This window comes from Psychroflexus maritimus, assembly GCF_011089875.1.
Lineage (GTDB): Bacteria > Bacteroidota > Bacteroidia > Flavobacteriales > Flavobacteriaceae > Psychroflexus > Psychroflexus maritimus.
Map to the genome: position 1 here is coordinate 16,922 of NZ_JAANAS010000037.1, position 22,490 is coordinate 39,411.

Consider the following 22,490-nt stretch of genomic DNA (forward strand, 5'->3'; position numbering starts at 1 on the left):
ACCGATGCTAATAGCCGTATTATTAGGTTTTATTTTTGCCCTTTCAATTTTAGTGATTGGAAAATTCATTAAAGGGAAGCAATCTTGGCTTAGTACGCTTATTCCGCTTTCTTTACTGGCTTATTTTTCAAGTTTTATTCCTCAGGTTAGTCGGGGAGAAATCATACAACAAACCTACACTTGGATTCCCTCATTTAATGTGGAATTAAGTTTTCAGTTGGATGGCTTATCCTTGCTTTTTTCGTTGATGATTACAGGAATTGGAACCTTGGTTTTTGCTTATACTTCAGCGTATTTAAAAGGACACGAGTTTTTAGATCGGTTTTACGCTTACTTGAGCATGTTTATGGGAGCAATGTTGGGGCTAGTTTTGTCTGACAACCTGATTTCCATGTTTGTGTTTTGGGAATTAACCAGTATTTCTTCCTTCTATTTAATCGGTTTTAATAATGCTTCATTAGCCTCTCGAAAATCGGCTTTAACTGCTTTAGGAATAACGGGTATGGGAGGTTTACTCTTTTTAGGAGGAGCGGTTTTGTTAGGTGATGTAGCGGGCACATTTAGCATTTCTGAAATGATTGGCATGAGTGAAGAAATCACCACTCATTCAGCTTATGTTTTAATAGCCATCCTGTTTTTTGGAGCAGCTTTTTCTAAATCGGCTCAATTTCCGTTTCACTTTTGGTTACCAGGAGCAATGAAAGCTCCAACGCCGGTTTCTACCTACTTACATTCGGCTACCATGGTGAAAGCTGGGGTGTATTTGTTATTGCGATTTACCCCAATTTTAGGAAATACGGAGTTTTGGAATTCAACGTTAATTATTGTGGGTGGAGTAACCATGTTGTATTCGGCAATTCATATTATTTTTAGAACCGATTTAAAAGGAATTTTAGCTTACTCAACTATTTCAGCTTTAGGGATTTTAGTTTTCCTCATTGGTTTAGGCACCCAAGAAGCTTTGATTGCTTGCTTAGTTTTTATCATCGTTCACGCCCTTTACAAAGCTTCACTTTTCTTGATTACAGGAATTATTGACCACGAAACAGGAACAAGAGATATTACCCAATTAGCTGGCTTAAGAAAAGTTTTGATGCCAGTAGCTGTGGCTGGATTCTTAGCTGCATTGATTAGTGGGGGAGTGCCGCCAACCTTCGGCTTTATTGGTAAAGATTTAATTTACGAAGCAGGCTTAAATTGGGGAAGCTTTACTTGGCTTTTGATAGGTGCTGCTTTGCTTACAAAAATCTTACTTTATTACGCAGGTTTTGTAGCTGGAGTAAAACCCTTTATGGGGAGTTTACCCGCTTCATTTGAAAACGTACATCTCCCTGAAAAAAGATTGTGGGTACCCCCTTTATTGTTGGTGAGTTTAGGGGTGCTTTTAGGCTTTGTTCCTCACTTGGCAGAAGATGCTTTAATTGCCCCGGGAATTGAGGTGTTGATGACTTCAACTGAAACATTTCACCTTAAATTATGGCATGGTTTTAATACTGCACTAATTTTAAGTTTAGTAACTATTGGCATTGGAACTTTGCTTTATTTTGTGCTGATACCTTCACATAAAAAAGAAAATTTTATCGGGAAGTTTGAAGTGATTAGTCCAAAGAATATAGTGCTAAAAACCACTGAAGGATTTAGTGCTTTTTCTTCCTTATGGACTAACTTTTTCCAAAACGGATTTTTAAGGCACTATGTAGCTACTATTATTGGTTTTTTATGCTTGGTTTTAGGTTATCTTATTTTTAGTAATTTCAATTTACGTTTAGACTATTCAAGTTTTTCAAAACTAACCATTTATGAAGTAGCTATTATAGTTATGATGATTACAGCTATTTTTTTTACCGTTTTTTCAAAATCGCGTTTAGCGGCGGTGGCTTCCATGGGAATTGTTGGTTTTGCCTTTTGTTTGTTGTTCTTGTTTTATTCAGCTCCCGATTTGGCAATGACTCAGTTTTCGGTAGATACACTTACCGTAATTTTATTTGTATTGGTTTTATACCGTTTACCCAAATACCTTAGATTATCCAAAAACGTATTAAGAATAGAGCACGGTATTTTGTCGGTTTTTTTTGGTGCTTTAATGACAATTTTAGTGCTGAAGGTTTTACAAGAGCCTGTTAATGCTGAAATCACGAATTATTATGCGCAAAATGCTTATTTATTGGCAAAAGGTAAAAATGTAGTGAATGTGATTTTAGTTGATTTTAGAGGAATTGACACCTTAATTGAAACTTGTGTTTTGATTGTTGCCGCTTTAGGTGTTTTTGGTTTACTTAAATTAAGACTTAAAACACGAGATAAAAAATAAAGGATATGAAAACTATTATACTTAGAACAGCTTCCGATTTTCTGCTTCCTGTATTACTGCTTTTTTCAGTGTTTATTTTACTGCGTGGGCATTATTTGCCAGGGGGTGGTTTTATTGGCGGATTAGTAGCTTCAATTGCTTTTGTACTTGATGCCTTTGCTAATGGTTTAGAAAACACTAAAAAGCTATTGAAAATTCACCCAGGATTTTTAATGCCTTTTGGTTTAGTGATTTCAGCTGTAGCTGCAATTTCTCCTATTATTTTCACGGGACAACCAATTATGACCGGACTGTGGGCCAATGATCCTATTCCAGTTATTGGAAGCATTGGTTCGGCCTTGTTTTTTGATACTGGCGTTTACTTAATTGTAATTGGAGCCTCATTAACCATTATATTCACCATATCAGAATCGGCTTAACCTATGGAAATATTACTTGCAATAACTACGGGAATACTTTATGCAGCGGGAATTTATATGATGCTTAGACGAAGTATGGTTAAACTTATTCTTGGGTTAATCTTGTTAGGCAATGGGGTAAATTTACTCATCTTTTTGTTGGGTAGAATTACTAAAGGGAAACCGCCCATTATTCCAGAAGAAACCAAAGTTTTTGAAGACCTTTTTGCAGACCCCGTTCCGCAAGCTTTAATTTTGACGGCTATTGTAATTAGTTTTGGCTTACAATCTTTTGCTATTATTCTAGTGAAAAGAGCTTATAAAGTACTAAAAACAGACGATTTAGATCAACTTAATACAACCGACGAAGATTCATGAATGAACAAATAATCATACTCCCATTACTTTTACACCTAGTCTTTAGCATTAGCTTAATGTTTTTTTGGACGAACATAAAAGCGCAAAAAGTACTTTCAATTACCGGTAGCTTTTTAGCGATGTGTGCTTCCATTTGGGTATTTATTTATGTTTGGGATAACGGCATCCAAACCTTTCAAGCGGGAAACTGGGAAGCGCCATTTGGAATTACTTTTGTAGGGGATACACTGGCTTCAATTTTAGTCCTACTTACAGGAATTACTGGTTTTGCAGTTTCCATATTCGCCGCTGTATCGGTGATTAAAGCTAGATTGAGATTTGGTTTCTATAGTGTTTTTCACTTTTTACTCATGGGCTTAAATGGCGCTTTTTTAACAGGTGATATGTTTAACCTATACGTATGGTTTGAAATTATCATCATAAGCTCTTTTGTATTGATTAGCCTGGGCGGAGAAAAGAATCAGCTGGAAGGAGCAGTAAAGTATTTTACGCTTAATTTCTTAGCGTCAATGATTTTCTTAACCGGCTTAGGTGTGCTTTACGGACTAACGGGAACTTTAAACATGGCCGATTTATCGCAGAAAATTCCATTGGTAAATAATCAAGCATTAGTAGATGTTACTGCCTTTTTGTTTTTGGTTGGCTTTGGTATAAAATCAGCTGTTTTCCCCTTGTATTTCTGGTTACCCGCTTCATATCACACACCTCCTTCAGCAGTTTCTGCAATTTTTTCAGGATTGTTAACCAAAGTAGGAGTATATGCCTTAATACGCGTTTTTACCTTGATTTTTGTCAATGATAGTTTTATTGAAATTATGCTTCAAAGCTTAGCTATACTTACTATTTTTAGTGGAGGAATTGGCGCCATTATTCAAAAAAATATAAGAAAGGTGTTTTCTTACTTAATCATTTGTCATATTGGTTTTATGATTGGTGGTTTGGGCCTGTTTACTGAAGTAGCCATGGCAGGAGCTATTTTTTACTTGATTCATGACATTGTTGTAAAAACAAATTTATTTTTGGTTTCAGGATTAATTTATCGCTTAAAATCGACTACCAGCTTAGACCGTTTAGGAGGTATTTATAAATCTTATCCTAAGTTGAGTTTGTTAATGGCAATTCCTTTGTTTTCTTTAGTAGGTATTCCTCCACTATCTGGATTTTGGCCTAAATTATCCCTGTTGTTAGCCGGTTTTAATGAAGGAAATTACTGGTATTTTGGAGCGGTTATTTTTGGAAGTTTACTAACACTAATTGCTATTGCACATGTTTGGGCAAAAGCTTTTTGGGAAGACGGTAAAGAAATCAAAAAATCGAAGAAATTTATTGAGTTTAATCAGTTGCGCAAGTATCAAAAAATGCAATATGTAGCTCCTATTGTTTTTCTTGCTATAGTTTCTTTGTATATTGGCTTTGGCGCAGAACATATTCAACAGGTATCCTTACGCATAGCTAATGAGGTATTTGATAAACAAGCTTATTTTGATGCAGTTTTTAAGTAATTTAAAATGAGAGGAAAATTTTTAACTAACATAGTACTTACCATTATCTGGGTGTTCCTAACGGGAAGCTTTGAGGTAGTGAACTTTGTTTTTGGCTTTATTGTTACTTTTCTAATTCTCTGGATCATCAGTTCAAAAGATACACAGACGGAAAAGTATTTTAAGCTCATACCTAAATTAATTTCCTTTATTTTCTTCTTTTTATGGGAAGTGATTAAAGCAAATATTCAAGTAGCTTATGAAGTGATTACACCACAAAACAAAATGAAACCCGGTATTGTAGCCTTGCCATTAGAGGCCAAAACAGATACTGAAATTACACTTTTAGCTAATTTAGTTACACTTACTCCAGGAACCTTGAGTTTAGATGTTTCTGAAGATAAGAATGTACTTTATATTCATGCTATGTATGTTCATGATAAACAGGAGTTTATCAACGAAATTAAAAATGGATTTGAACGCAAACTTTTAGGAATTTTACGATGAATTTACACGATTATCTTTATTATATCATACTACCTATTTTATCACTATCTTCCTTAGTGGTGTTTATTCGCTTTTTAATTGGGCCAGGCATTGTAGATCGCGTGGTAGCATTAGATTTAGTGATTACTATTGGTATTGGAATTATTGCTATTTACAGTATTATAAACGACAAACCTACCTTTCTTGACATTGCTACAATTCTAGCTTTAATCGCCTTTTTAGGAACGGTGGCTTTTGCTTTTTATCTAGAAAAAAGAAACAAAAAAGATGAGTGAACTATTAATTTATATACTATCCACCTTAGGAGCTATTTTTGCTATGTTAGCAGCTATTGGTATTTTACGAATGCCTGATGCTTTTCTAAGAATTTCAGTCACTACTAAAGCGGCTACCTTAGGGGTGGGTTTGCTTTTAGGAGCTGCAGCACTTTATTTTAATGATTTTTCAGTATCAACTCGCGTACAGGCCATTATTATATTTATCATTTTAACTGCTCCTGTTGGCGCCCACCTCATTGGAAGAACTTCTTACTTTCTCGGAAACAAGATGTGGAAAAATTCAGTAATAGACGACTTAGAAGGAAAATACGATAAAAAGAACCACAAGCTGTTAAGCGAAGACGTAGCTGAAAAAAACAGTCGAGAGAAAAAAGAAGAAGAAAAGAAATAAACGACATAAATTAACAACCTATGCGCTTTCCAAATAGCCTGAACGAAAAATTGAAGAAGAGAGTGGAAAGTAACTTGCTTAGAAAATTAAGTCAGACTTCGTTAACCTACGATTTTACCTCGAATGATTATTTGGGTTTTAATCAGTTAAAAGAAATTTCTGAAAAGGCAACCCAATTGGTAGAGGAGCATCAACTTAGTTTCAACGGAGCTGGCGGTTCTAGACTTTTAAGCGGAAATCATTCCTTATATCCATTGACAGAAGATTATTTAACAGCCCACTACAAGAGTTTATCAAGTTGTATTTTCAATTCGGGTTATACCGCCAATTTAGGATTGCTTTCAGCTATTGGTCTAAGAAATACTATTTTTCTTTATGACGAATTAGTTCATGCTTCCATTCGTGATGGTATGCAGCTTTCTCATGCCAAAGCTTATAAATTTCAACACAATGATGCCTCCGATTTAGAGCGATTACTTACCAAGTTTGAAAGTGATGAAATTGATGTATTTGTGATTACTGAAGCGGTTTTTTCTATGGATGGAGATGGTCCAAATTTAAATCGTTTTTTAGAACTTTGTCAAGCATACAAGGCCTATTTGATTATTGACGAAGCACATTCCAATGGAATTTTTCCCTTAGAAGATTTGCTTTCAGAACACGATGTAAAAGATGTTTTTGCCCGTGTTGTTACTTTCGGAAAGGCCTTAGGTATTGAAGGCGCTGCTGTTTTAGGAAGTGAAGAATTAACAACCTACTTAGTCAATTTTTCTAGAAGCTTAATTTACACTACAGCATTAAGTCCAATACAAGTGGCAAAAATTTATACCGCTCACCAACTATTAGCGGAAAAAAAAGAAGAATTGAATTGGCTGAAAGAAAATATCAGTTTTTTTAGGAGCATGTGTTTTCAGTTGAGGCTGGATCAGTATTTTGTGGAAAGTTTCTCGCAAATACAATCTTGTGTAATTCCAGGAAACGATAAGGTTACCGAAATTGCTGAAAAGTTTCAAGAACGTGAGTTTCATGTGAAAGCAATTAAAAGTCCTACCGTTCCCGAAGGCCAAGAGCGAATTCGTTTTTGTTTGCGTGCTTATACCAATCCATCAGAAATGGAAGCGGTATTAAAGTTGCTAAAACAGTGGTTAGTTTGATTATTTTAATGATTGAAATAAAGTTATGAATAAAGAGATTTTTTTAACTGGTATAGGTACAGAAGTTGGTAAAACCATTACCTCTGCAATTGTTGTTGAAGCCTTAGAAGCTGATTATTGGAAACCTGTACAAGCAGGCGAATTAGATTTTGGCGATTCGCATAAAGTAAAAAGTTTAATCACCAATGACAAATCGAAGTTTTTTGACAATACCTACGCCTTAAACACAGCTATGAGTCCTCATGCTTCAGCTGAAATTGACAAAGTTGAAATTGACCTAGCAAAAATCATCCGGCCTACAACAGAAAATAAGTTGGTCATTGAAGGTGCAGGTGGTTTATTAGTGCCTTTGAACAATAAAGATTGCATTATCGATTTAATACAGCCTTCCGATTATATAATTTTAGTATCTCGGCATTATTTAGGAAGCATCAATCATACGCTGTTATCCATTGAGGCTTTACAAAACAGAGGCTTAAAAAATATCGGAATAATTTTTTCAGGAAATGAGCATCCCACCACAGAATCGATTATCTTAGAAAAATCGGAGGTAAAATTTTTGGGAAGAATTAATGAAGAGAAAGAAGGTTTTAATCAACAAAAAGTAAAGGCTTATGCTAAAAAACTTGAAAATGAGCTAATGGACTTTCTTTCAGTACTATAATTTTAAAACAACCCCCTCAAAACCTCAAGCGACTTCGGTTTTTTAAATCCTTGTAAATGCACTTCGTAATACAAAATAAGAAAGTCTATAAAGGCGTTTCGTTTTTCTTTGTTTAGTCGAATTTGAGTGTAGCTTTCCTGGTGTAATGATTTGAGCAGGGAAACATTATCCCCTGAAAAACAATAATTAGATGTGGGCTTCAGTTGAAATTCTCCTTCCACTAAATTGAAATAAGGAAATTCATCTAAGCTAAAATCTGGATAAAAACCTAAAAACTTACTCAATTGAAGCATAAAATTCAAATGAAAGTTTTGGTAGTTTTCTTCTTTTTCTAACTGAAGTATTTGGTCTTTCAGAAAAGAAAACAAACCCTCATCTTTTGATTCTTCAATAATAGCTTGGGAAAGAATTTCAGCTATAAAATACAGCATTGAAGTTTTTCCGAAATCCATATAAAGCTGGTTCAAGACTTCAGTGGGTTTTGCTTCAGTTATAAATTGAAGATTTCTATTTTCTCGGTAATTAAAATTTAAATCTAAGATGGTCAATACTTGAAAATAGGATGGTCTAAATTTTTTTGATTTCGATTTTCTAATTCCTTTCAACAAAAAGCTACATATTCCAAATTCTTTAGTGTAGGTTTTTACAATTAAGTCGGCTTCACCAAAATTGATTTTAGAAAGGACAATAGCTTGAGAGGTAGTTTGCATTTATCGTATAATCATCAATTTTTTTACATCGGTTTGCTGGCCTTCATCATTGGTAACCAAAATCAAGTAAACACCAGAAGCTACTGCATGTTTTCCAAAGGCGGTAGTGTCCCAACGCACGCTTCCTCCTCTTGCGGTACGTTCAAAAACTAAATTCCCTTCAATATCGGTTATTTTTACGTTAGCATTTTGGCTTAAGCCATCAATGTTTACCTGTCCAGAATAAGTTGGTCTCACTGGGTTGGGGAAAACGCGTAAGTTGCTTAAATCTTCTTGGGCTTCAGTAACAAAACTCTGATAAGAAACAAGTCCGTTAATGGTACCAAAGAACACTTCTCCACTTCTTGGATCAATTTCAATACTATTTACTGCATTTGAAGGCAAAGGCGAGTTGCTTCTAGTAAAGTGATTGAGCACTTCTTGACCTGTAGGCGAAACTTGAAAAACACCAGAATCTGAAGTGGCAATCCATTTGTTATCTGCACCATCAGCCTTAATATCGGTTATCGTTTGTCTAAACAGAAGCTGTTGTGCAACGCCATCTGAATCGGTAATTATAATTGGGATAATGCTCAGGCTTCCTGAAAATGCGGCTCCAGGATTGAACATTACCCGTAGGCCATCTGTAGTTCCAATCCAAAGTCGGTTGCTCACATCTACCTCTAAGGTATTTATGGCTGATGTAACATTATTGTTAGCTTCAGGTAAATCTACACCAGCGGTATTATTCGATATTCTTCTAGACTGTCCAGTAGAATGTTGGTATGCAAAAAGCCCTCCTCCTCGACTAGCAATAAAAATATTATCTGAATTATCTTTTTCAATTGTTGCAACACTAAACGAACTTGAATCGCCTCCTAATGAAACATTTTGCATTACTCCATTTTCATTGATGCGTTTAAGTGGGTTATTGGTTAATGCATTTGTAAAATAAAGGCTTCCATCTCGAGTAAGAATGCTTCCGCCAATTCTATTATCTAAATTAGTTGAGTTTGAAGCCGATTCAATAGGGCTATTCTCTCCGTTTAACTGATTTACTAATTCAAAGTTTTTCAATTCTAACAATCCGTCATAATAACTACTTAAAAAAACCGATTCTCCTTTTTTTGTAGCTTGAACCAATACTCTGGCGTTATTAAGTTGTTCAAGACTTAGATTGATCCAATTTTCATCTTTTAAAACACTCAAGCCTCTTGCGTTTAGAGGAAAAGGGTTAAAAAATTGATCATACTCGCCAAAAGTAGCCCAAAGTTCACCATCAAAGTAATCTAAATTAAAAATTCGGTTGAGTAGGGGGCCAGTAGGATTAATCCTTTTAAATTCATCATTTACAATAGGTAGATTAAACTTTAACAAGCCCTCGTTTTCGTCGCCAATAAAAAGTTCATCATTAATGCTATTAAATGTATTAATTGTAGGTTGGTAGTTTTCATTTCCAAAGAACACAAGTTCTTCGTTGAAATTTTCGTCGTATGCAAAAATTTTATTTTCAGTGGCTACCCATAGTTTTTCTTGCTCATTGTTTTCTACAATTTGTGTTTCAGTAATTACTTCGTCCATTATAAAAGCAGAAGAAATAAAACCGGGCGTGGCTGTAAAAATACCACCATCAAAACGCCTAACTACATAGGCTTGGTTATTAAAAACAAAAGCATGGGTAAATATGGAAGTGGCAATTGTATTCCAGTTAGCAAAATTAATTAGGTTGTCATTGAGGTTAGCTGTAAAAACACCATCATCTGTGGCTGCCCAAATTCGATTATTGTTAATGACAGACTGATTAACTTTAACAAACCCTGCATTTTCTCCGATGTAGTAAGTAGAGTCAAATTCTAGGTTAGTTAAATTGAATTTTACTATACCAAAATCGGTGGCTATATAAACTAAATTCTCAAATTCAAAAAACTGATTAATTTTTCTAATATTAGGAGGGATGACTACGCGATTGGTAATTTCTACAAGGTTAGTAATTTGATTATTTTGATCTTTTATTACTTGAATTAACCCGTTTTGGTATCCAATTAAGGTAAGTTGGAAATCTTTAGAGTAATGAATAGCAGTAATATTTTCTCCAGAAAGCCCTTCAATTGGGGTGATTTTTTCGTTGGTTTCCGATTCAATTTGATGCCTAAATATTGAATTACTTGCCGCTGCTGTTAGTGTATTTCCATCGCTAGATAAATCAACTATATTTCTATAGGAAAAATAACCATTCCAGCGTTCTATTTGATTTTGAGCAATCAAAGAATTAGAAATACTAAGGCAAACTAATAAAAATATAAATTTACTTCTCATAAAAACTTAACTCAATCAGTTTGTAAATATTGCATATTAATTTGAAATATCCACACATAAGCACTTCAATTTGGTATAAAAAAGCAATGCCAAGTGAAAAGAACACTTGGCATTGTAGCGAATGTTGAACGTCTTGCTATTAAACGGCTCCTTGTGCTAACATAGCATCGGCAACCTTAACAAATCCAGCAATATTTGCTCCTTTAACATAATCAATATATCCATTATCTTCTTTGCCATAGGTTACGCAAGCATCATGAATATCTTTCATTATGGTTTTTAGTTTGTCATCTACTTTTTCTGCCGACCAATTTAGGCGGAGTGAGTTTTGCGACATCTCTAATCCTGAAGTAGCTACACCACCTGCATTAGATGCTTTTCCTGGTGAGAAGAAAATCTTTGCCTTCTTAAATACATCTACTGCATCTGGAGTACAGGGCATATTAGCACCTTCGCCTACTAAAATACATCCATTTTGAACTAATTTCTTAGCATCTTCTTCGTGCAATTCATTCTGTGTAGCACAAGGTAAAGCAATGGCTGCTTTTTCTCCCCAAGGAGTTTTTCCTTCGTGATAAACGGCATTAGGGTATTCCTCTACATATTCACTAATTCTTCCTCTTCTTTCATTTTTTAACTCCATTACAAAAGCTAACTTATGTTGATCAATACCATCCTCATCATAAATATATCCACCAGAGTCAGACATGGTAAGTACTTTGGCACCAAGTTCAGTAGCTTTTTCTGTTGCATATTGAGCTACATTTCCAGAACCAGAAACCAAAACAGTTTTTCCTTTTAAGCTGTCGTTTTTGGTTTGAAGCATGTTTTCTGCAAAGTAAACATTACCGTAGCCAGTAGCTTCAGGACGAATTAAAGAACCTCCAAAAGAAATTCCTTTACCCGTTAAAATGCCAGTAAATTCATTTTGAATACGCTTGTATTGTCCAAACATATAACCTACTTCTCTTCCTCCAACGCCAATGTCTCCTGCGGGCACATCTGTATTTGGACCTATATGTCGGTATAATTCAGTAATAAAACTTTGACAAAAACGCATTACTTCGTTGTCTGATTTTCCTTTGGGGTTAAAGTCAGATCCTCCTTTTCCTCCACCCATAGGTAAAGTAGTAAGTGAGTTTTTGAAAACTTGTTCAAAAGCTAAGAATTTCAAAATACTTAAATCTACTGATGGGTGAAAACGCAAGCCTCCTTTGTAGGGACCAATGGCAGAATTCATTTGAATTCTATAGCCTTTATTTACTTGTATATTCCCTTGATCGTCTATCCAAGTAATACGAAACATAACAACACGCTCTGGTTCAACCATGCGCTCTAGTAACATTTTGTTTTTATACTTAGGGTTTTCTTCTATAAAAGGAATAATGGTTTCTGCAACCTCATGAACTGCTTGTATGAATTCAGGTTGATTGGGGTTGCGCTCAGAAACTTTGTCTAAAAAATTTTTTACGCTTGTAGTCATTTCTTTTCTCTTAATTATATAGTTAGCAAATATAGTATTTATTTTTAGAGATATTATATTTAAAATTAGATTATAGCGCTTAAAATTACGAAATTTTCATTTTGATTTTCATCATTCACTAAACTATTTTTCCGCAAATTTCTTCAAGGAGTATTCATTAGTTTTTGAATAATTTGTTCTTTTGCTAAAATCATTTCAATATCATTTTTTTGCGGTAATTTTTATAAAACAGTTTATTTAGAAGTAATTCTTTGAAAGAAAGCTATTCACCTAAAGCTTGTTTTAAATCCTCAATCAAATCTGCTTCATCTTCAATACCAACACTTAACCTAATCAAGGAATCAACCACTCCTGTTTTTTCTCTTTCTTCTTTCGGAATACTTGCATGAGTCATACTTGCTGGGTGACCGGCTAAGGATTCAACTCCTCCTAAAGATTCAGCTAAGGTAAAAACTTTCACATTTTCAACAAATTTTACGGCATCTTCCATCACATTTCCTTTGGTGGTAAATGAAACCATACCGCCAAAATCCTTCATTTGTTTTTTGGCAACATCATGGTTTGGGTGATCTTTAAATCCTGGCCAATAGACTTTTTCAATTTTTGGATGGTTTTTTAGAAATTCAGCCACTGCACGCCCATTTTCTGCATGGCGCTGCATTCTAAGATGTAATGTTTTAATTCCTCGTAATACTAAAAAGCTGTCCATTGGTCCAGCAATAGCGCCACTGGCATTTTGAATAAAGTATAATTTATCTGCTAATTCTTGGTCTTTAACAACAATACTTCCCATTACAACATCACTGTGGCCTCCTAGATATTTAGTAGCCGAATGCATGACTAGATCTGCTCCTAAATCTAAGGGTTGTTGCAGATAAGCCGTAGCAAAGGTATTGTCAACCGCAAGTAAAACTTCATGTTTTTTTGCTATTTTACTCACTGCCTCAATATCAATGATATTCATCATTGGATTAGTAGGCGTTTCAGTCCAAATAAGTTTGGTTTTGTTAGTTATGTAGTTTTCTATATCAGAAGCCTTTTCCATTCCTATAAAATGAAATTTAATTCCAAAATCTTTAAAAATAGAAGTGAATAATCGGTAGCTTCCCCCGTACAAATCGTTGGTTGAAATAATCTCGTCTCCTGGTTTAAACAATTTCAAAATAGCATCAATTGCAGCTAAACCAGAGCCAAAGGCCAGTCCAAAATGACCATTTTCTATACTTGCTAAGGCGTTTTCAAGTGCTGTTCTAGTTGGATTAGCGCTTCTTGAATACTCAAAGCCCTTGTGCGCACCGGGTGTGGTTTGAGAATAGGTAGAAGTTTGATAAATAGGGGGCATTACTGCGCCATAAGCAGGATCAATATTTTTTTGTCCTCCGTGAATGGTTTTTGTATTAAATTTCATAATTCTATTTTTTAAATCTATACAAAAGTAATTTAGATTCAAATGAAAAGACAGCGCTTTACTTTTTTTATCCTGAGTTTAACAAGCTGAAGCTTATATTTTGATTTTTATCAATAAAAAACTGACATATAAAGTTTATTTTTGCTGAAAAGCAGAATTAAAGCATGCAAACAAAAGATAAATTTTATAGTTACATCCAAAAATTACAAAACCAAATTACTGCTAAACTTGAAAAAATTGATGGCAAAGTTCAATTTCATGAAGATTTATGGAATAGGGAAGAAGGTGGCGGAGGAAGAACTCGCGTTATAGAAAATGGAAAGGTTTTTGAAAAAGGAGGAGTGAATATATCTGCTGTTCACGGGGCCTTACCTGCTTCAATGCAAAACTACTTCAAGGTAAAAGATTGTGATTTTTTTGCTTGTGGATTAAGCCTTGTAATTCACCCCAAAAACCCTATGGTTCCCACTGTCCATGCTAATTGGCGCTATTTTGAGATGTATGATAAAAGCGGAAAAATTGTAGATCAGTGGTTTGGTGGTGGGCAAGATTTAACACCGTATTACCTTTTTGAAGAAGATGCCAAGCACTTTCATCAGGTAAGTAAGAAAGCCTGTGACGCCCATGATTCTTCGTTTTACCCTAATTACAAAAAACGATGCGATGAATATTTTTGGAACTCGCATAGAAATGAAGCGCGCGGAATAGGTGGATTGTTTTTCGACTACCTAAAAGCTTCAGAAGAAAAATCAATAGAGCAATGGTACAATTTTGTAACTGAAGTAGGTGATTCTTTTCTTGAAGCCTACGTTCCTATCGTTGAAAAGCGAAAGGACTTAGCGTTTGAGGACCATCATCGAACTTGGCAAGAAATACGAAGAGGAAGGTATGTTGAATTTAACTTAGTACACGATAAAGGAACACTTTTTGGCTTAAAAACCAACGGAAGAATAGAAAGTATTTTAATGAGCCTACCTCCTCATGTGCAATGGCAATACAATCACCAACCCGAGCCCAATTCTGAAGAAGAAAAGTTAATTAATGTATTAAAAAAGCCAATTGATTGGCTCTAATAAAACAAACTATGTTTCCATACACAAGACACCGAAGATTAAGAAACTCTCAAGCCATTAGAAGTTTGGTAAGCGAAACTCAACTAAGCGTAAACGATTTTATTGTTCCCCTTTTTATTGTGGAGGGCGAAAATGTAAAAGAAGAAATTGCTTCTATGCCTAATTATTTTCGTTATAGCTTAGATTTAATTGAAACTGAAGTGCAGGAGCTATGGTCGTTGGGATTAAAATCTGTTTTGCTTTTTGTGAAAGCTGAAGAAGACCGAAAAGACAATCAGGGGGCTGAAGCATTAAATCCAGACGGACTCATGCAAAGGGCTATTAAAACCATCAAAAAAGCAGTTCCAGGAATCTTGGTTATGACCGATGTTGCTTTGGATCCTTTTTCGTCTTTTGGTCATGACGGAATTGTTGAAAATGGCGAAATTATTAATGACGAAACAGCCGATGTGTTAGCAGAAATGGCGCTTAGCCACGCTCAAGCTGGAGCCGATTTTGTGGCTCCTAGCGATATGATGGACGGAAGAATCCTTCAAATCCGAACTAAACTTGAACAAGAAGGCTACACCAATACAGGAATTATGAGTTATTCTGCTAAATATGCTTCTGCTTTTTATGGTCCGTTTAGAGATGCGTTAGATTCTGCTCCGGTGGACGCAAAAGATGTACCTAAGGATAAAAAGACTTACCAAATGAATCCTGCTAATAGAAAAGAAGCATTGAGTGAGACACTTGCCGATATTGAAGAAGGTGCAGATATTGTTATGGTCAAACCTGGGCTTTGTTACCTAGATATTATTCGTGATTTAGCTAATGAAGTTGACCTACCTATTGCCGTGTATCAAGTAAGTGGCGAATATGCCATGTTGAAGGCGGCGGCCGAAAAAGGATGGTTAGACCATGATTCTGTAATGCTAGAACAACTTACCGCCATTAAAAGAGCTGGAGCAAGCTTAATTGCAAGTTATTTTGCTAAAGATGTTGCTAAATTATTAAAGGCTTAAATTTTTGAAGCCGATCGTTTCATTTCTTTGGGAACTCTAGGATTCATAAGCGCAAACCACAAGAGCGGAATGAACGCAATCAAAATGGATGTAGGATATCCATACGGTAATTCTGGGCTTGTAGAATGATAATCTAAAACTTGGTATTTTTTATTTGCTCGGTAATGATGATCGCTATGACGCGTTAATTCATAGAGCATAATTCTGCCCAATAAATGATTAGAATTCCAAGAATGAATTTCTTTAACTGGCTCATACCTTCCACTTTTCTTTTGTTGGCGCAGTAAGGCGTAATGTTCTAAATAATTGATACTTTCAAGAAGTAAAAAACCAACGATTCCCATAAAAATAGCTAATAGAGCTATTTTCCAAGAAAAAAAAAGAAAAAGTAAGGTGAAGTAGCTAATTTGTAGAAAGCTATTGATTAGCATGTCATTTTTTAGTGAAAAGAAACTTGCTTCTTTTGTGTTTAGAAGCTTCTTCTGAATTTTCCAAGCATTTTTATACTGTCCAGTTGAAGATGTCCACCAAAAACTATAAAGACTTTGATTTAGCTTAGCAGTTGCTGGGTCTTCAGGAGTAGAAACTTTAGCGTGATGGCCATAATTATGCTCTAGGGTAAAATGCGTGTAATGCGAAGGTAATAATAGCAAACGGGCAACTTGTTGACTCCAAAAATCATTGCGATGACCTAATTCGTGAGCAACATTAATTCCATTGCTTCCTAATACAATTCCAATGCTAACTACTAAACCCAGAATTTCTAAATAACTTAAATCTTGTTGATTGATTTGTATTAAAGCTGTAATCAATATAAAATATACCAGAGGAAGATTAAGGTAAAGCAGGAAATCAAAAAACTTACTTTTATTCTTCTTTACTTTTTCTTTTTCAAGTAAATTCGTTTTATTTTCTGTGGTAAATAATTCAATAATTGGGATTAAGATAAATGCAAAAACAGGGGTTAAAAAGCTAAAGTACTTAGGATAGGAAACACCCACCAAAGCACAAATAGGAATTAGAAAGGCCGTTAAGTATTTTAAATCATTAAATTTCATTGTAGTAAGGTACTTAATTTTTTGAACTTACAAAAGTTAATTTTTATGAAGCACTTCATGCATCATTTATTAGTATATTAGAATTAGTTAATTCATTTGTTTGTAAATTTGTCAAAAATCCGATTAAAAATGTATTCAGAAAAATTAAAAACTCAATTAACTCAAGAGTTAAACGATATTGAAGAGCAAGGTTTATTTAAAAAAGAACGAATTATAACAAGTCCGCAGGGGCCTGAAATTACCATTAATACTGGAGAAAAAGTTCTGAATTTTTGTGCCAATAATTACTTAGGTCTTTCTTCACATCCGGAGGTAGTGCAGGCAGCTAAAGCCACCTTAGATTCACATGGATTTGGAATGTCTAGTGTGCGATTTATTTGCGGTACACAGGATATTCATAAAGAATTAGAAGCTCGTATAGCCGATTTCTACGGAATGGAAGATACCATTTTATATGCGGCTTGTTTTGATGCTAATGGTGGGGTTTTTGAACCTTTATTAGGAAAAGAAGATGCCATTATTTCTGATTCGTTAAATCACGCTTCAATTATTGATGGTGTGCGTTTGTGTAAAGCAGGAAGATACCGTTACGAAAACGGCAATATGCAAGACTTAGAAGAAAAATTGAAAGAAGCTGATGCCAATGGGGTAAGAACAAAATTAATTGTTACCGATGGCGTTTTTTCGATGGATGGTTTAGTGGCTCCATTAGATAAAATTTGTGACTTAGCCGATAAATATGATGCTTTAGTAATGATTGATGAATGTCATGCTACAGGATTTATTGGTAAAACAGGAATTGGAACGCCTGAAGAAAAAGGAGTTTTAGGTCGCGTAGATATTATCACTGGAACTTTAGGAAAAGCCTTAGGTGGAGCTATGGGCGGCTATACCACGGCTAAAAAAGAAATTATTGAAATTTTACGTCAGCGTTCTAGGCCTTATTTATTTTCAAATTCATTAGCTCCTTCTATTGTTGGCGCTTCAATTAAGGTGTTTGATTTGTTGAAAAATGACACAAGCCTACGTGATCAACTTCAGGAAAATACGGCCTACTTCAAAAATGGAATGAAAGAAGCAGGATTTGATATCATTGACGGAGAATCAGCTATTGTTCCTGTGATGCTTTACGATGCGAAATTAGCTCAAGATATGGCAGCTAAATTATTGGAGGAGGGCATTTATGTAATTGGCTTCTTTTATCCGGTAGTACCCAAAGAAAAAGCTAGAATACGAGTGCAATTATCGGCTGCTCATACCAAAGAACACCTAGATAAGGCCATTAATGCTTTTATTAAAGTAGGCAAGGAAATGAAGGTGATTAGCTAAGTATTTTTTGATATAGAAAAAAAGCCGTTTCAAATTTGAAACGGCTTTTTTATTTTTAAGCCTAAATTTTTTAAATCTAGCTTACTAGAATTGCTCTGAATAGCTTTATTTGAGGGTTAAACGGGGATTATTATAAAGTTCCTCTTAATTGTTGCTCACGCTCAATAGACTCAAATAAAGCTTTAAAGTTTCCTGCTCCAAAACCACGTGCGCCCATACGTTGAATGATTTCAAAGAATAAAGTAGGTCTATCTTGCACAGGTTTGGTGAAAATTTGGAGTAAGTAACCTTCTTCATCTGCATCTACCATAATTCCAAGTTTTCTTAGGGTCTCTAAATCTTCTCTAAGTTCGTGGCTAAACTCTTCTAACCTTCCAGGAATAGCTTTGTAGTAGGCTTCAGGTGGCGTAGATAAAAATTCAACGCCCCTAGAACGAAGATCAGAAACTGTTTTGATGATATCGTCTGTAGCTACAGCAATATGTTGTACTCCAGCACCTTCATAAAAATCTAAGTATTCTTCAATTTGTGATTTTTTCTTTCCTTCAGCAGGTTCGTTAATAGGGAATTTAATTCTTCCATTGCCATTACTCATTACTTTACTCATTAAAGCAGAATATTCGGTATGAATTTGCTTGTCGTCAAAAGACAAGAAATTGACAAAGCCCATTACTTCTTCGTACCATTTTACCCAAGTGTTCATTTCATTCCAACCTACATTACCAACCATGTGATCAATAAATTTAAGGCCTACAGGTTGAGGTTGGAATTCGGATTTTATTTTTTTGTAACCAGGTAAGAAAGTTCCATTGTAGTCTTTTCTTTCAACAAATAAATGAACGGTTTCACCGTAGGTATAAATTCCGGAGCGTACTACTTTTCCGTGTTCATCTTCTTCTACGGTAGGCTCCATAAATGATTTTGCCCCTCTTTTGGTGGTCTCTTCCCAAGATTTTTTAGCATCTTCAACCCAAAGAGCAATTACCTTAACCCCATCCCCATGTTTCACAATATGATCATTAATTGGGTTTTTGGAGTTTAATGGCGAGGTAAGTACCAATCTAATTTTATCTTGCATTAAAACATAAGAAACACTGTCTTTGCTTCCTGTTTCTAGTCCTTTGTAGGCATAAGTTTGGAAACCAAAAGCCGATTTGTAAAAGTGAGCTGCTTGCTTGGCATTTCCTACGTAAAGTTCAACGTAATCGGTACCCATTAGTGGAAGGAAATCTTGCGCTCCATCAAATATCTTTTCTAAACCGTAATTAACTGATTTTATATCTTTTTTCATTTTTTACTTAATTTTAATTCTGTTGTATTTTATTAGAATTAGATCAATTTTTCTAATCTCTAGTTTTCTTTTCTTCTTGTTTTGTGAATAGGTTTAAACCATTAATCATCAAAATTAAAAGCTTATTCTAGCCAGGATTTATAATAGGTTTCGTCGGCTATTTTTAAAGCTTCTTCAGTAATTTGAAGCGGTTTGAAGGTATCTACCATAACGGCTAATTCTTCGGTTTCTTTTTTTCCAATGCTTCGCTCAACGGCGCCAGGATGTGGGCCATGCGGAATTCCTGCTGGATGCAAAGAAATATGTCCAGCATCAATATCATTTCTACTCATAAAATCGCCATCCACATAATATAAAACTTCATCACTATCAATATTGCTGTGATTGTAAGGAGCTGGAATAGCTTCAGGGTGGTAATCGTATAGTCTTGGGCAGAATGAACAAACAACAAAAGCCGAAGTTTCAAAAGTTTGATGTACTGGAGGTGGTTGATGTATTCTTCCGGTTATGGGTTCAAAATCGTGAATTGAAAAAGCATAAGGGTAATTGTAGCCATCATAACCAACAACATCAAATGGATGAGAAGCGTAAACTAAATCAAAAACTTCATTTTGTTTTTTTACTTTTATTAAAAACTCTCCACTTTCATTATGGGTTTCTAATTTTTCAGGTCTTCTAATATCGCGTTCACAAAATGGAGAATGTTCTAACAATTGTCCAAAATGATTTCTATAGCGTTTGGGCGTGTACATGGGGTGAAAAGATTCAACAATAAATAATCGATTGTCTTCATTGTTGAAATCAAGTTTGTAAATAGTTCCTCTAGGAATTAGTAAATAATCACCATATTTAAAGTCTAAATTTCCAAACTGTGTTCTAAGTTTTCCGCTGCCCTTATGAATAAAAATCATTTCATCTGCATCTGTATTTTTATAGAAATATTGATGCGTCGAATTTTGAGGTGCAGCCAAAATAATATTGCAATCTGTATTGTGCATAATTACTTTTCTGCTCTCTAAATAGTCTTTAGCTGGAGGTACTTGAAAACCCTTAAAACGGTAAGACTGAATATTATTGGCTTTTGCGATTTTAGGTTGTACGCTATGGCTTCCTTTTATTTCCTTGACTTGAGTGGGCCTTTGCTCATGATAAAGATTAGAAGACATGCCATCAAAACCAATGGTGCCAAATAATTCTTCATAATATAAATTACCGTCGGGTTTCCTAAAAATAGTATGTCTTTTATGGGGTATTTTTCCAAGTTTATGATAAAACGGCATAATTTTTATGTTTTCAACAAATATCGTGATTTTAGATGGATTTATGAAATATTAAATGGCTGATTCAAATCAGTTAATTGCGAGTTTTTAAAATAGACCAATCTTTTTTAGACTTTAGCGAAGTTTTTGGTTTCCTTTTTTTTTCAGCTGTAAAATTCAGCTTAGTTTCATTTTGAAATAATTACTTTTGTAGATAAAATTAAATAACAACACAATGAAAATTTCAATAGGAAATGACCATGCCGGTACAGCATACAAAGAAACAATTGTCGCTTTTTTAGAAAATTTGGGGCATACAATTGAAAATTATGGAACTAATGCCAAGGATAGTGTAGATTATCCCGATTTTATTCATCCCGTAGCCCAAGATGTGGAGAGTGAAAAAGCTGATTTAGGAATTATTATTTGCGGCTCTGGAAATGGGGCTAATATGACCGCCAACAAGTACCAGGGTGTGCGTTCAGCTTTGTGTTGGAATGAAGAAATTGTAGCTTTAGCTAGACAACATAACAACGCCAATATACTTAGTATTCCTGCGCGTTTTGTTAGTCAGCAAGAAGCCTTAGAATTTGTAAAACTATTTTTGAATACCGATTTTGAAGGTGGGCGACACCAAAAACGGATTGATAAAATACCAGCCTCTTAACCTATTGGATGAGCAACTTGTAAAATATAAGAAAAAGAAAAACAATTTACTTCTTACCATAGTTCTCAATATTTTGATTACTGTGGCGCAAGGTATTGGTGGGTTTATAAGCGGAAGTTTAGCATTGCTCTCTGATGCATTACATAATTTATCGGATGTTATTTCGCTTGTAATTAGTTATGTAGCAGCGGTTTTTTCAAATAAAAAAGCCTCTCAAAACAGAACATTTGGTTATAAAAGAGCAGAAATAATAGCTGCTTTTATCAATGCCGTTTCTCTTATTGTTATTGCTGTTTTTTTAATATTTGAAGCTGTTGAACGATTTTTTATTCCTGAAATTATCGATGCTAGTTTGGTGATTTGGCTATCTATTGTTGCAATTGTAGGGAATGGTGTTAGCGTTCTGATTTTACATACCGATGCTAAACACAATATGAATATTCGTTCGTCTTATTTACATTTGTTTACTGATTTACTTGGTTCGGTGGCTGTTTTAGTGGGAGGTCTAGCTATGAAATTTTATCAAGTTTATTGGATAGATGGGGTGCTTACACTAGGCATAGCTCTCTATTTAATTATAGTTGGTTTTTCACTGGCTAAAAAATCTTATGGTGTACTGATGCTTTTTACCCCAAAAGAGGTTGATGTAAAAAGCTTAGTAAAAAAGATCAATCAATTAGAAAAAGTAAAGCATATTCATCATCTCCATATTTGGAAGCTAAATGATGATGAAATTCACTTAGAGGCTCATGTTGATTTTATGGAAGACATTAAATTATCTGAATTTGATGAAATCCTAGAAAAAATTGAAAATGTAGTCGAAGAATTCGGGGTAAATCACACAAACATTCAGCCTGAGTATGAAAAACCAGATAATAAAAATATAATAGTACAAGACTAATGAAATGGAAGTGTTTAAGTTTTGAAGAATTAACTACTACTCAATTGTACCAACTTCTTCAGTTGAGGTCTGAAGTCTTTGTTGTTGAGCAAGATTGTGTTTACCAAGATATTGATGGATTAGACCAACAAGCTTTACATGTAATGGGGTACAAGAATCAAGAAATGCTTGCTTATGCACGTATCTTTAAACCTGGCATTTATTTTAAAGAAGCCAGTATTGGCCGTGTAATTGTAAAAGAAAATTCTAGAGCCCAAGATATTGGGCATTTACTGATGCAAAAGTGTATTTATTTTGTTCAACAAAATTTTGAAACTACCTCCATTCGTATTTCAGCACAGCAATACTTAATTAAATTTTATGAATACCAAGGCTTTGCATCGGTGGGAGAGGGGTATTTGGAAGATGGAATTCCTCACATTAACATGGTGAAGGAAGAAGAATAAAATA

Annotated in this window: 22 protein-coding genes; 15 read left to right on the forward strand and 7 right to left on the reverse strand. The window is 34.7% G+C overall.

Annotated elements, in window-relative coordinates; translation table 11 throughout:
• The first annotated feature begins 4 nt into the window (after positions 1 to 4).
• The 9 genes from G7034_RS04015 to bioD are packed head-to-tail and all read left to right on the forward strand — an operon-like array spanning position 5 to position 7,562.
• A complete protein-coding gene (locus G7034_RS04015) occupies positions 5 to 2,311 on the forward strand; it encodes a putative monovalent cation/H+ antiporter subunit A (protein WP_166399681.1) in 2,307 nt (768 codons plus the stop codon).
• Positions 2,312 to 2,316: 5 nt separating this feature from the next.
• Positions 2,317 to 2,730, forward strand: a complete 414-nt coding sequence (locus tag G7034_RS04020; RefSeq protein WP_166399682.1) for a Na+/H+ antiporter subunit B — start codon at positions 2,317 to 2,319, stop codon at positions 2,728 to 2,730.
• A 3-nt stretch (positions 2,731 to 2,733) separates the two neighbouring features.
• Positions 2,734 to 3,087 (forward strand): Na+/H+ antiporter subunit C, encoded by a 354-nt coding sequence (locus tag G7034_RS04025; RefSeq protein ID WP_166399683.1) that lies wholly within the window; start codon positions 2,734 to 2,736, stop codon positions 3,085 to 3,087.
• Positions 3,084 to 4,589: a proton-conducting transporter transmembrane domain-containing protein gene (locus tag G7034_RS04030; protein ID WP_166399684.1), complete on the forward strand. Its 1,506-nt coding sequence runs from the start codon at positions 3,084 to 3,086 to the stop codon at positions 4,587 to 4,589. The genes G7034_RS04025 and G7034_RS04030 overlap by 4 nt, the downstream gene beginning before the upstream one ends.
• Positions 4,590 to 4,595: 6 nt before the next feature.
• Positions 4,596 to 5,075, forward strand: coding sequence for a Na+/H+ antiporter subunit E (locus tag G7034_RS04035; protein ID WP_166399685.1), 480 nt, complete (start codon positions 4,596 to 4,598; stop codon positions 5,073 to 5,075).
• Positions 5,072 to 5,350 (forward strand): monovalent cation/H+ antiporter complex subunit F, encoded by a 279-nt coding sequence (locus G7034_RS04040; RefSeq protein ID WP_166399686.1) that lies wholly within the window; start codon positions 5,072 to 5,074, stop codon positions 5,348 to 5,350. The genes G7034_RS04035 and G7034_RS04040 overlap by 4 nt, the downstream gene beginning before the upstream one ends.
• Positions 5,343 to 5,744, forward strand: coding sequence for a monovalent cation/H(+) antiporter subunit G (gene mnhG, locus G7034_RS04045; protein WP_166399687.1), 402 nt, complete (start codon positions 5,343 to 5,345; stop codon positions 5,742 to 5,744). Before G7034_RS04040 ends, mnhG begins: the two co-directional genes overlap by 8 nt.
• A 20-nt stretch (positions 5,745 to 5,764) precedes the next feature.
• The gene (locus G7034_RS04050) at positions 5,765 to 6,898 is read left to right on the forward strand and encodes an aminotransferase class I/II-fold pyridoxal phosphate-dependent enzyme (RefSeq protein WP_166399688.1); all 1,134 of its coding nucleotides are present in this window, start codon (positions 5,765 to 5,767) and stop codon (positions 6,896 to 6,898) included.
• Between the two features lie 25 nt (positions 6,899 to 6,923).
• Positions 6,924 to 7,562, forward strand: coding sequence for a dethiobiotin synthase (gene bioD, locus G7034_RS04055; RefSeq protein ID WP_166399689.1), 639 nt, complete (start codon positions 6,924 to 6,926; stop codon positions 7,560 to 7,562).
• A gap of 2 nt (positions 7,563 to 7,564) precedes the next feature.
• On the opposite strand, the gene recO is transcribed toward bioD, so the two are convergent.
• The 4 genes from recO to G7034_RS04075 form a co-directional block, all read right to left on the reverse strand.
• Complete coding sequence (gene recO / locus G7034_RS04060; protein WP_166399690.1) at positions 7,565 to 8,272, reverse strand: DNA repair protein RecO; 708 nt, start codon at positions 8,270 to 8,272, stop codon at positions 7,565 to 7,567.
• Positions 8,273 to 10,567, reverse strand: a complete 2,295-nt coding sequence (gene porZ, locus G7034_RS04065; protein ID WP_166399691.1) for a type IX secretion system anionic LPS delivery protein PorZ — start codon at positions 10,565 to 10,567, stop codon at positions 8,273 to 8,275.
• 139 nt (positions 10,568 to 10,706) lie between these two features.
• The gene (gdhA, locus tag G7034_RS04070; RefSeq protein WP_166399692.1) at positions 10,707 to 12,050 is read right to left on the reverse strand and encodes an NADP-specific glutamate dehydrogenase; all 1,344 of its coding nucleotides are present in this window, start codon (positions 12,048 to 12,050) and stop codon (positions 10,707 to 10,709) included.
• Between the two features lie 262 nt (positions 12,051 to 12,312).
• Positions 12,313 to 13,458 carry a cystathionine gamma-synthase gene (locus G7034_RS04075; RefSeq protein WP_166399693.1) on the reverse strand — a complete coding sequence of 382 codons (1,146 nt, stop codon included), beginning with the start codon at positions 13,456 to 13,458 and terminating at the stop codon, positions 12,313 to 12,315.
• Between the two features lie 164 nt (positions 13,459 to 13,622).
• Between G7034_RS04075 and hemF the strand changes: the two genes are divergently transcribed.
• Complete coding sequence (gene hemF / locus G7034_RS04080; RefSeq protein WP_166399694.1) at positions 13,623 to 14,531, forward strand: oxygen-dependent coproporphyrinogen oxidase; 909 nt, start codon at positions 13,623 to 13,625, stop codon at positions 14,529 to 14,531.
• 11 nt (positions 14,532 to 14,542) lie between these two features.
• A complete protein-coding gene (gene hemB, locus G7034_RS04085; RefSeq protein ID WP_166399695.1) occupies positions 14,543 to 15,535 on the forward strand; it encodes a porphobilinogen synthase in 993 nt (330 codons plus the stop codon).
• Here hemB and G7034_RS04090 read toward each other — a convergent pair.
• Positions 15,532 to 16,593, reverse strand: a complete 1,062-nt coding sequence (locus G7034_RS04090) for an alkane 1-monooxygenase (protein ID WP_166399696.1) — start codon at positions 16,591 to 16,593, stop codon at positions 15,532 to 15,534. The two genes, hemB and G7034_RS04090, sit on opposite strands and share 4 nt — an antisense overlap.
• Before the next feature lie 129 nt (positions 16,594 to 16,722).
• Here G7034_RS04090 and kbl point away from each other — a divergent pair, with 129 nt between their 5' ends.
• On the forward strand, positions 16,723 to 17,922 hold the full coding sequence (kbl, locus tag G7034_RS04095; RefSeq protein ID WP_166399697.1) for a glycine C-acetyltransferase: 1,200 nt from the start codon (positions 16,723 to 16,725) through the stop codon (positions 17,920 to 17,922).
• 130 nt (positions 17,923 to 18,052) lie between these two features.
• On the opposite strand, the gene hppD is transcribed toward kbl, so the two are convergent.
• Both hppD and G7034_RS04105 read right to left on the reverse strand, forming a co-directional pair.
• Positions 18,053 to 19,213: a 4-hydroxyphenylpyruvate dioxygenase gene (hppD, locus tag G7034_RS04100; protein ID WP_166399698.1), complete on the reverse strand. Its 1,161-nt coding sequence runs from the start codon at positions 19,211 to 19,213 to the stop codon at positions 18,053 to 18,055.
• A 122-nt stretch (positions 19,214 to 19,335) separates the two neighbouring features.
• Complete coding sequence (locus G7034_RS04105) at positions 19,336 to 20,493, reverse strand: homogentisate 1,2-dioxygenase (protein ID WP_166399699.1); 1,158 nt, start codon at positions 20,491 to 20,493, stop codon at positions 19,336 to 19,338.
• A 214-nt stretch (positions 20,494 to 20,707) separates the two neighbouring features.
• Between G7034_RS04105 and rpiB the strand changes: the two genes are divergently transcribed.
• From rpiB to G7034_RS04120, 3 genes are read left to right on the forward strand one after another with little or no spacing between them, the layout of a single operon-like run.
• Complete coding sequence (gene rpiB / locus G7034_RS04110; RefSeq protein WP_166399700.1) at positions 20,708 to 21,139, forward strand: ribose 5-phosphate isomerase B; 432 nt, start codon at positions 20,708 to 20,710, stop codon at positions 21,137 to 21,139.
• A complete protein-coding gene (locus G7034_RS04115; RefSeq protein WP_394351935.1) occupies positions 21,120 to 22,040 on the forward strand; it encodes a cation diffusion facilitator family transporter in 921 nt (306 codons plus the stop codon). The genes rpiB and G7034_RS04115 overlap by 20 nt, the downstream gene beginning before the upstream one ends.
• Positions 22,040 to 22,486 (forward strand): GNAT family N-acetyltransferase, encoded by a 447-nt coding sequence (locus G7034_RS04120; RefSeq protein WP_166399701.1) that lies wholly within the window; start codon positions 22,040 to 22,042, stop codon positions 22,484 to 22,486. The genes G7034_RS04115 and G7034_RS04120 overlap by 1 nt, the downstream gene beginning before the upstream one ends.
• The last annotated feature ends 4 nt before the right edge of the window (positions 22,487 to 22,490 follow it).

Coding starts and splice junctions, on each gene's coding strand:
- G7034_RS04025 (WP_166399683.1), top strand. CDS start 2,734: ATGGAAATATTACTTGCAATAACTACGGGAATACTTTATGCAGCGGGA.
- hemF (WP_166399694.1), top strand. CDS start 13,623: ATGCAAACAAAAGATAAATTTTATAGTTACATCCAAAAATTACAAAAC.
- hppD (WP_166399698.1), bottom strand. CDS start 19,213: ATGAAAAAAGATATAAAATCAGTTAATTACGGTTTAGAAAAGATATTT.
- mnhG (WP_166399687.1), top strand. CDS start 5,343: ATGAGTGAACTATTAATTTATATACTATCCACCTTAGGAGCTATTTTT.
- G7034_RS04090 (WP_166399696.1), bottom strand. CDS start 16,593: ATGAAATTTAATGATTTAAAATACTTAACGGCCTTTCTAATTCCTATT.
- G7034_RS04075 (WP_166399693.1), bottom strand. CDS start 13,458: ATGAAATTTAATACAAAAACCATTCACGGAGGACAAAAAAATATTGAT.
- G7034_RS04120 (WP_166399701.1), top strand. CDS start 22,040: ATGAAATGGAAGTGTTTAAGTTTTGAAGAATTAACTACTACTCAATTG.
- G7034_RS04040 (WP_166399686.1), top strand. CDS start 5,072: ATGAATTTACACGATTATCTTTATTATATCATACTACCTATTTTATCA.
- porZ (WP_166399691.1), bottom strand. CDS start 10,567: ATGAGAAGTAAATTTATATTTTTATTAGTTTGCCTTAGTATTTCTAAT.
- gdhA (WP_166399692.1), bottom strand. CDS start 12,050: ATGACTACAAGCGTAAAAAATTTTTTAGACAAAGTTTCTGAGCGCAAC.
- rpiB (WP_166399700.1), top strand. CDS start 20,708: ATGAAAATTTCAATAGGAAATGACCATGCCGGTACAGCATACAAAGAA.
- G7034_RS04020 (WP_166399682.1), top strand. CDS start 2,317: ATGAAAACTATTATACTTAGAACAGCTTCCGATTTTCTGCTTCCTGTA.
- bioD (WP_166399689.1), top strand. CDS start 6,924: ATGAATAAAGAGATTTTTTTAACTGGTATAGGTACAGAAGTTGGTAAA.
- G7034_RS04035 (WP_166399685.1), top strand. CDS start 4,596: ATGAGAGGAAAATTTTTAACTAACATAGTACTTACCATTATCTGGGTG.
- hemB (WP_166399695.1), top strand. CDS start 14,543: ATGTTTCCATACACAAGACACCGAAGATTAAGAAACTCTCAAGCCATT.
- kbl (WP_166399697.1), top strand. CDS start 16,723: ATGTATTCAGAAAAATTAAAAACTCAATTAACTCAAGAGTTAAACGAT.
- G7034_RS04015 (WP_166399681.1), top strand. CDS start 5: ATGCTAATAGCCGTATTATTAGGTTTTATTTTTGCCCTTTCAATTTTA.
- G7034_RS04050 (WP_166399688.1), top strand. CDS start 5,765: ATGCGCTTTCCAAATAGCCTGAACGAAAAATTGAAGAAGAGAGTGGAA.
- G7034_RS04105 (WP_166399699.1), bottom strand. CDS start 20,493: ATGCCGTTTTATCATAAACTTGGAAAAATACCCCATAAAAGACATACT.
- G7034_RS04030 (WP_166399684.1), top strand. CDS start 3,084: ATGAATGAACAAATAATCATACTCCCATTACTTTTACACCTAGTCTTT.
- recO (WP_166399690.1), bottom strand. CDS start 8,272: ATGCAAACTACCTCTCAAGCTATTGTCCTTTCTAAAATCAATTTTGGT.